This is a genomic window from Paenibacillus sp. 01T422 (assembly GCF_056398785.1).
On record NZ_JBFTQB010000319.1, the window covers coordinates 1 to 8185 of the forward strand.

General features: G+C 48.8%; 5 protein-coding genes. 4 read left to right on the top strand and 1 reads right to left on the bottom strand.

Annotated elements, in window-relative coordinates; translation table 11 throughout:
* From AC1DUA_RS18460 to AC1DUA_RS18470, 3 genes are all read left to right on the top strand, one after another.
* On the top strand, window positions 1–928 hold a 928-nt coding region (locus AC1DUA_RS18460), incomplete at its 5' end, for an ABC transporter substrate-binding protein (RefSeq protein WP_477501162.1).
* A gap of 228 nt (window positions 929–1156) precedes the next feature.
* Window positions 1157–2215 (top strand): cache domain-containing protein, encoded by a 1059-nt coding sequence (locus AC1DUA_RS18465; protein ID WP_477501163.1) that lies wholly within the window; start codon window positions 1157–1159, stop codon window positions 2213–2215.
* 2 nt (window positions 2216–2217) lie between these two features.
* Entirely contained in the window at window positions 2218–3852 is a 1635-nt protein-coding gene (locus AC1DUA_RS18470) for a helix-turn-helix domain-containing protein (RefSeq protein WP_477501164.1), read from the top strand.
* 179 nt (window positions 3853–4031) lie between these two features.
* Here AC1DUA_RS18470 and AC1DUA_RS18475 read toward each other — a convergent pair whose 3' ends face one another.
* A complete protein-coding gene (locus tag AC1DUA_RS18475; RefSeq protein WP_477501165.1) occupies window positions 4032–4154 on the bottom strand; it encodes a hypothetical protein in 123 nt (40 codons plus the stop codon).
* A 673-nt stretch (window positions 4155–4827) separates the two neighbouring features.
* On the opposite strand from AC1DUA_RS18475, the gene AC1DUA_RS18480 reads away from it, so the two are divergent.
* A partial coding sequence (locus AC1DUA_RS18480; protein ID WP_477501166.1) for an OmpL47-type beta-barrel domain-containing protein occupies window positions 4828–8185 on the top strand: 3358 nt, incomplete at its 3' end.

An 8185-nucleotide genomic window follows, 5' to 3' on the forward strand; every position in this document is an offset into this window, starting at 1 on the left:
ATACAAGCTTGATCCAGTAGTAAACGGTAAATACTTTGCATTGCCAGGTAAAATGATTGAATGGTTCGTTCTTTTGAACAAGGACAAGCTCGATGAAGCTAAACTTCCTGTTCCAACAGAGTGGACATGGGATCAATATGCGGAGTACGCTAAGAAGTTGACCAAAGGTGAAGGGGCTTCGAAAGCTTACGGTTCCTACTTCCACAACTGGAAAGACTACGCGCTGCTTGGTCTGAACAATGATATGGAGAACCCATACTTGGTGAAATCCGATGGTACGCAAAACATCGACAATCCGAAAGTCCGTTACTCCCTTGACCTCAGAAACAAAATGGAGAACGTAGATAAAACATCCGTCCCTTACTTTGAAGTTGTATCGCAAAAAATGGCTTACCGTGATGTGTTCTACGGTGGTAAAACAGCTATGCTAGCAACAGGTAACTGGATGGTTGGCGAGCTTTCTCTGAACGCGAAATTCAAAACTGTTTTTGCTCCATATCCGAAGTTTGATGCCAAAGATCCGAACGGTCTGACAGAAGTAGGCGCTGACTTCATGGGTGTAGCTGCAAACTCCAAAAATAAACAAGCGGCATATGATTTCGTGAAATGGTACACAACGGAAGGTATACAAACACAAGGTCTATTCTTCTCCGCATGGAAAAAAGCCGATGTTGAGAAAAACGTTGATGCGATTTTGAAAAGTGGTAAACCAGAACAAGTCGCTATGATCGATAAAGATTCCTTGCTTGCTACTCTGAAAGTCAACAAAGCTACGAAACTGGTTGTTCCTCCAACTTACGCGCTGCAACAAGAGAAAGAATACTTAACGCAAGTTGAGTTGTTCTTGACAGGCAAACAAGATCTAGAGAAAACAATCCAAACAGCTAAAACGAAAATTGAAGATATCCGTAAGAGCAACGCGAAGTAAGAAGTAACGAATCGCGCAAGATTATTGCTATAATGAAAAGAGGAGGCCTTAGGCTCCTCTTTTTCCCATTTCCAAAGGTGCATTCGAAAGGCAGGAGAACGCAGTGCCGGGTTGGCTTCGCAGGTTATCTTTACGCAATAAATTGGTACTGACGATTCTGATTTGTCTCGTTCTTCCATCGGTTGTTTCTATGAACGTCTCCAGCCTGTTTACAAGGGATGCGGTAAGGTGATAGCGAAAAGGATGTCAACGGTTATCGATTCCTTCGGCAATCTGAATGTGACGGTTTTGCTGCCCAATAAGGAATATGTAGCCTCCTATACGACTTTTGCTTTTAATCCGACGGATTTTATGAAAAGAAATTGGTTTAGCGCAGTGGAACAAGTATCCGGCTACAATGTATTGTGGATCGGGGCTGAGCCCAATTACAGCGAATCAACGAATCAGCCATATCTGCTGTCGGCAGCCAAACCCCTTCGCAAGAACGATATCACCTATGGCTATGTGATTGTTGGGTTGGAGCTTCGTCTGCTGCAAGATCTGTTCAATCAATATCAAAATAATGAATCTATGGCTATCATAGATGCACAGGGGCGCATTCTGGTTGATAAAGATTCCACGACCATCGGTACGATGTTTCCATATTTTGATCAGCTTCCTAAGGAGGATGGGGCCTCTTTTGTGAAGGTGGCGGGAGAAGACTATATTCTGCTGAGCAGCCATGTGACGCCAGAGTGGCAGCTTGTTAACATGAGCCCTTATAAAGCAGCAGCGCAGAAAATTGAGTCTTTTCGCAAAACAGATTTTCTAATTCAGCTATTTTTCTTGGTCTTATTTGCCGTTATCCTTCTATATATGGTGCGCACACTTACTAAACCTATTGCGCGGCTTGTCCAAACAGTGGTCCGGATCGAATCCGGTCAACTCGGCGAACGTTCGAACATTACTGGCGTGGATGAAGTTGGCCGGCTTGGGTATGTGTTCGACCGCATGATTGACCGTATTGAGCTGATGCTGGAGGAGAATCGCCGCGAGCAGGAGCTCAAGCGCATGGCGGAGCTAGCGATGCTGCAGCTGGAGGAGCTTCGCACACATCTTGTGACACTACCTACGAGGCATCACCATACTTCGCGAAGCCCACACTTATCTGGTATTGGCTTACAAAATGTATTAGAGCGCCTTCGTATCATCTACGGCCATCGTTTCGATTATGAAATCGCAAGCGGGCCAGATCAGGGAACGCAGATTGTCCTGCGCTTTCCGCAGCAGACAGGAAAGGAGGGCTAAGCATGTATACAGTCATGATTGTCGATGATGATTTACCTGTACTTGAATTTTTGAGTTCAGCGATCAAATGGGAAGAGCTGGGGTTTCGTTTGACGRGAGCCTTCGAGAATCCGCTGGATGCCCTGGAAGCCGGACGCAAGGCCAAAATCGATGTGCTCATTARTGACATCGGCATGCCGGAAATGAACGGGCTAGATTTGATCCGTTCGCTCCGTGAGGAGGACCCACATGTAAAGGCTGTTATTCTCTCTTGTCACGATGATTTTCACTACGCGCAAAAAGCGATGAAGCTTTCAGTGAGTGAATATATCCTGAAAGAAACGATGAATATAAGCAACATTTCCGAGGTGCTTGGCAGGTTGAAGGAGCAGCTTGATGCCGAGGATCACGTACTATCCAAAAGCCGCAAGCTCGAGAGGGAGGCAGCGCTGCACCGCGGCTCGTCCAAGCGCCATTTTATCCGGAGTATGGTCAATGAGCCGTTGTTTGATTCAGAGGAGTGGAGCCAGCAAGCGGCAGGTTTCGGCCTTCGTCTGGGACAGCATGGCGTGTTGCCTGTGTTCGGGTATGCCAACCGGGTGAAAGAGGCGAATCAGCGTTTCCAATCCAAGGATTTATTCGATTACACAATCCAAAATATCATTGAAGAGCTGCTCGTCGATCAGAAGGAAATCACATTGTTCACGTATGACACGGGCGAAGTTATTTTGCTGTTTCCGCAATATGGCAGCATGCATGTCAACAACAGCCAGAAGGTCGAGCAGACGCTGCGTCATCTGCAAAGTTGTTTGCAGCAATATGCGAAGGTGGCATTCTCTTTCATAACGGGTAGTCCGGCTAAGGATGTACGTTCCTTGAAGGAGCAGTTGAAGCGAATGGTAGAAGGGCGGAGCTCGCGGTTCTACTTGCCGGAAAGCTCAGTCATGAAGCTGGAGCATGTTCGGGAAGGCTTCGGGGACGGGGGATTGCTGCTTGCAGAGTATGCCCAGACGCTCGACGAGTTTCGAAGCGTGGTGTTCGATGAACGGTCGGATTTGATCGATATGTACGTCTCGAAGTGGATTGATTTCATCCAGTATCATCGGTTTCGGCCCATGGAAGTGAAGGAATGGCTGCTGAAAATGATTCTTGATGTGCGTATGCGCCTCAAATCGCTGCAGCATTACCAGTCGACGTTTTCTTCGGAGCTTTTGCATCATGATGTGCACGAGTTGTCGTCTGTGCGAGAGCTGGAATTGTGGCTGAAGGATTATTTGCAGCAAGCAATTCAGTGGGCTGGGCAGGTGTACCGCGAGTCGCACAACCGTGAGATTCTGGAGTGTCAGCGGTTCGTCTATAATCATTTGCATATGAAAATATCGCTCGAAGACGCAGCGGCGCATCTGCACCTTCATCCGAGTTATTTGAGTCGGYTTTTCAAAAAGGAAACCGGTGAGAATTTCGTGGAGTATGTGACACGGATGAAGATGGAGAAGGCGAAGGAGCTTTTGGAAATTACGGATAAAACCGTGGAACAAATCTCGGACATGCTCGGCTACGAGAATAAGAATTATTTCGGGAAGCTGTTCAAGGCGCATACGGGGACCGTGCCGAATGCTTTCCGCGGGCAGACCAAAGGGGCTCAGCCAACGTCGTGAGGCTGGACTTATGGCAGCAGCGAATATTAAACCTGACGGATTAGCTCCGTCAGGTTTTTGTGTTTGCTGCTATTCCAAGCAGTATCTCATCACGCTACTTGTCTAACTACTATATAGTCAACATCTATTACAGTGAGTTCATCTAATTCATCCAGTGCACTCAGCTTATCTTATCCAGCTCAGCCAACACACCCAATGAACCCAATCACTCTACTGCCAAACTCGCCCAACGCACCCAACTCATCGAACTCATCGAACTCACTCAGCTCTACCAGCTCATCCAGCTCACCCAATGAACCCAATCACTCTACTGCCAACTCGCCCAACGCCCACAACTCATCGAACTCACTCTCATCTAATTCATCGAACCCACCCAGCTCATCGAACCCACCCAGCACACCCAATGAACCCAATCACTCTACTGCCAAACTCGCCCAACGCACCTAACTCATCGAACTCACTCAGCTCTGCCAGCTCATCTACCTCACCCCATCACCCTACGCAACCGAACTCACCATGTAACCAACCTCCACCTCACCTACCAAAACAAATTAAACAACTAGCGAGAATTTCGCTAAGGCTACATAGAGGGAACTAGAGTGCGCTATTTGGAGGAAAATAAGCTATTTCCACTCGGAGCGGAACTACAGGGCGCTATTCGGGCACCATGGAACGGTTTTCAGGTGGAATCGCCAAAATAGAGGACCGTAGTTCCCCCTACAGGCGGAAACTGTGCCTTTTCAAAGGAATAGTGGACTGTAGTTCCCCATTAGCAGAGCATCGGAAGAACCATCCAGTGTAGCGAGGCTAACATCTGGTAGAAATAAGACATCGCACAGAAAAACAGCAATGTCAGTTCCAACTTACACATTTTTCCTTATCTTTACAAAAAAAATGCACATTCCCTTTTTGAACCATGGTAAAATAAGGGTCGGTACAAGGCTTGTCACATAGATGATAAGGGAGGAATTTGTAATGGGTAAGAGAGCGGGATGGAAAGCAAAAGCGATAAAAGCGGCGCTGGCCTTAACGGTAGCGCTACCTCTACAAGTGCTGGCTACAAGCAGCTGGCAGGCGGTAATGGCGGAAGGGCCAAGTGATCCGGCTCCATTCATTGAAGCGAAAGTAGTCAACGAAAACGCAGGGAAGAAAGTGCTGTTCGACAACACGCATGAACAAACCGCTGGTGCGGCGGATTGGGTGATCGACGGAGCCTTTTCAGATTTTGGAAACGCGCTGGCAAATAACGGTTACTACGTCAAAGAACTGCGTAAAACAACACCCATCACACTTAGTGATTTGAGCGGTTATGACGTTTTTGTCGTAGCTGAGTCTAATGTACCTTATAAAACGAGCGAGCAGGCAGCTCTAGCGCAGTATGTGCAAGGCGGAGGAAGTATCTTCTTCATTGGAGATCACTACAATGCGGATCGCAACAAGAACCGTTGGGACGGTTCGGAAGTATTCAACGGCTACCGTCGTGGCGCGTGGACGAATCCAGCCAGCGGCATGAGCGCTGAAGAAAGCTCTACATCAGCTATGCAGGATGTAGCTAGCTCAGACTGGTTAGCTACGCAATTCGGTTTGCGTTTCCGCTATAACGCTTTAGGTGATATTAATGCGAACCAAATCGTGTCGCCACAGCAGTCGTTCGGTATTACGACAGGTGTTTCAAGCGTAGCGATGCATGCGGGATCAACGCTGGCAATCATCGATCCGACGAAGGCCAAAGGAATTGCCTACTTGCCGAAAACGAATGAGGCTTGGGCAAGCGCAGTCGATCAAGGTGTATATAACGGTGGCGGCGTAGCGGAAGGGCCTTTTGTCGCTATCGCCAAGTCAGGTGCAGGTAAAGCCGGATTCATCGGTGACTCCTCACCGGTGGAGGATGCGACACCGAAGTATTTGCGTGAAGATACAGGCGCGAAAAAGACGACATACGACGGTTTCAAAGAAGTGGACGACGGCGTCCTGCTTGTTAATATGGTGAATTGGCTTGCGAAAAAAGAAAGCTATACAAGCTTGTCGGAAGTAAGCGGCTTACAGTTGGATCAGCCGACGGCGCTGCTGCCTTTTGAGACGCCGGCTAATTCTACAGAGCCACAGCCAGAGCCTTGGGCGGCACCGAATGCCGGCTACAAATGGTATGACCGCAGCACTTTCAAAGCGGGCTCCTACGGTGGTCCTGCAGCGACAGCGAGCGCAGCGTATAGCTTCGTGCACCAAGCGACGCTGCCGAATGCGGTGGATTTCCCTCTACGGGTTGTAGTGGATAATCTGCCTCCGGCTACGACGGTTACGGGGTTCAACGTAGGGATTTATTTGGTAAGTGGTGGCACGCAAATTGCGATGGTCCAGAATGCTGACGGCACATGGCCTACAGCATACGGCTACAGTACACAGTTCAGCGTGACCTCGGATATCAACGGCCATGCAACGAAGGATTTGATGGTTCGCGTTAAACCGGGGACGACGGCTGCGGCGAATTTACGCCTGCGTCAAGCTTCCACGAACCTGAAAACCGATGGCGTTACTCTAGGCAACGTACCTGCTGAGTCTTTACCGGAAGAGCAAAACCCAATTCCTGCGAAGATCGACATCTCCGATGCTCGGAGTAAAGCAGCTGGCACGTTGGTGACTGTGGAGGGGGTTGTGACGACTGAACCGGGTGCTTTTGGCGGTCAGGCATTCTACCTGCAGGATGCAACAGGCGGAATCTACGTGTTCCAGAGTCTGAGCGGCTTTCATCAAGGGGATAAAGTGAAGGTTACAGCATCGACCGCTGTATTTAATACAGAGCTAGAGTTAGCAGATCCAGTTGCTATCRAAAAAACAGGCGTTGCATCACTTCCAGCGCCAATTGCTACATCAGCGGTGACGAATGACAATCAAGGACAATTGGTTGAGCTTAGCGATGTCACTGTGAGCAATATCATCAGCGCTACGCCGGCAGGATCTTTTGAATTTGATGCCGTCAAGGGTTCAGTGAGCAATCACATCCGTGTTGATGTAAGAACGGGTCTGACCATGAGTTCATTCCCGTACCAAGCGGGACAAACGGTGAACATCAAGGGTGTCGGTGCTATTTTCAAAGGCGTATTCCAATTGAAGCCAAGAGGTTTAAGCGACTTCACAGTTGCAGCCGATACAGCAGCGCCTGTTACGACAGCGAGCTTGTCCGGTTCAGCGAACAGTGAGGGCTGGTATAAGGAAGATGTGACCGTAACTTTGTCAGCAGTGGATGATACAGCGGGCGCTTTAACAACGAAGATCAGCTTGAATGGTGGTGCAGCTGTTCCTTATGAGGCGCCAGTCATGATTCAAACGGAAGGTACGAATACAGTTGCGTACTCCTCAACAGATGCGGCAGGGAATGAGGAAGCTCTAAAATCCTTGCAGGTGAAACTGGATAAAACCGCTCCAACGGCCGTGCTAACGCAATCCGGTCATGCAGTCGGGGATGTAACGGATGCTGATACATTAACATTTGTGTTAGCTGGTACAGATGCACTTTCAGGTGTAGCTGAGCAGACATTGACATTGGATGGCGCTGTAATCAGCAGCGGTCAAACCATTGCAGCAGGCAGCCTAACACAAGGCACGCACACAGTAGGCTACCGTGTTGTCGATGCTGCGGGTAATGTTGCGCAAGCGACTGTACCGTTTAATGTGAGCGCGAAAGTAGCTCTCAGCCAAGCCACACTTTCGGCTAATGCGACTTCGCTCAAACCGGGTGAAACAACAACTACCCACGTAACGGGTGTATTAAGCAACGGGGCTGCTGCTGATCTTAGCAGTGCAGTAATAGTTTATAGCACAAGTAATGGTGCCGTAGCGACTATTGATGCACAAGGTAAAGTGGGCGCGGTAGCAGAAGGTACTGCACAGTTAACAGCAGCTGTTACGCTAAATGGAACAACTGTGCATACAGGCGCTGTAACGATCACGGTTGTGAAACCATCATCGTCCTTAGGGGCGCCAGGTAAGCCAGTGTTGTCGGACAATAGCGGTCAAGCGACTGGCTTGAAGGACGGTAACTACACGGTGACAATGAACATGTGGTGGGGCAATAACGGCTCCGTGTTCAAGTTGTACGAAAATGGCGTGCTCATTCAGACGCAATCGCTGACTGACGCATCACCGGCTGCTCAAACGGCCAAAGTAGAAGTAAAAGGCAAAGCAAATGGCACTTATACGTATACAAGTGAACTGATTAATTCTTCTGGAACAACAACAAGCGCTCCGTTGGTCGTGAAAATTACCGATGCAGCGCCTGGCAAGCCGGTACTTTCCCAAGACAATTGGGATGGAGATGGCAGCTACAAGGTAACGA